General features: G+C 71.3%; 1 pseudogene. It reads right to left on the bottom strand.

The features are described from left to right. Window positions 1–258 (bottom strand): annotated as a pseudogene (locus tag ACPYOG_RS19910) (DNA repair protein RadA); the annotation flags it as partial.

Below are 258 nucleotides of genomic sequence, written 5' to 3'. Positions count from 1 at the left end.
CCGGGAGGGCGCGTCGCCCCTCGAGCGCGATCGTGACGCACGTGCCCGGTTCGCGCGAGCCGTGCCCGAGGAAGAGGGCGCTCGGATCGCTCACCTCCTGGATGCCGGACCCGGTCATGTCGAAGCAGCCCACTTCGTCGGTGGCGCCGAAGCGGTTCTTCAGGGCGCGGACGAAGCGCAGCGAGGTCTGGCGGTCTCCCTCGAACTGGCAGACGACGTCGACCAGGTGCTCGAGGATGCGCGGGCCGGCGATCGACC

It is taken from the genome of Leifsonia sp. HAY1-4F (assembly GCF_056755275.1).
Note: the sequence above shows the minus strand (reverse complement) of the source record. Positions and strands in the feature narration are given on the sequence as shown.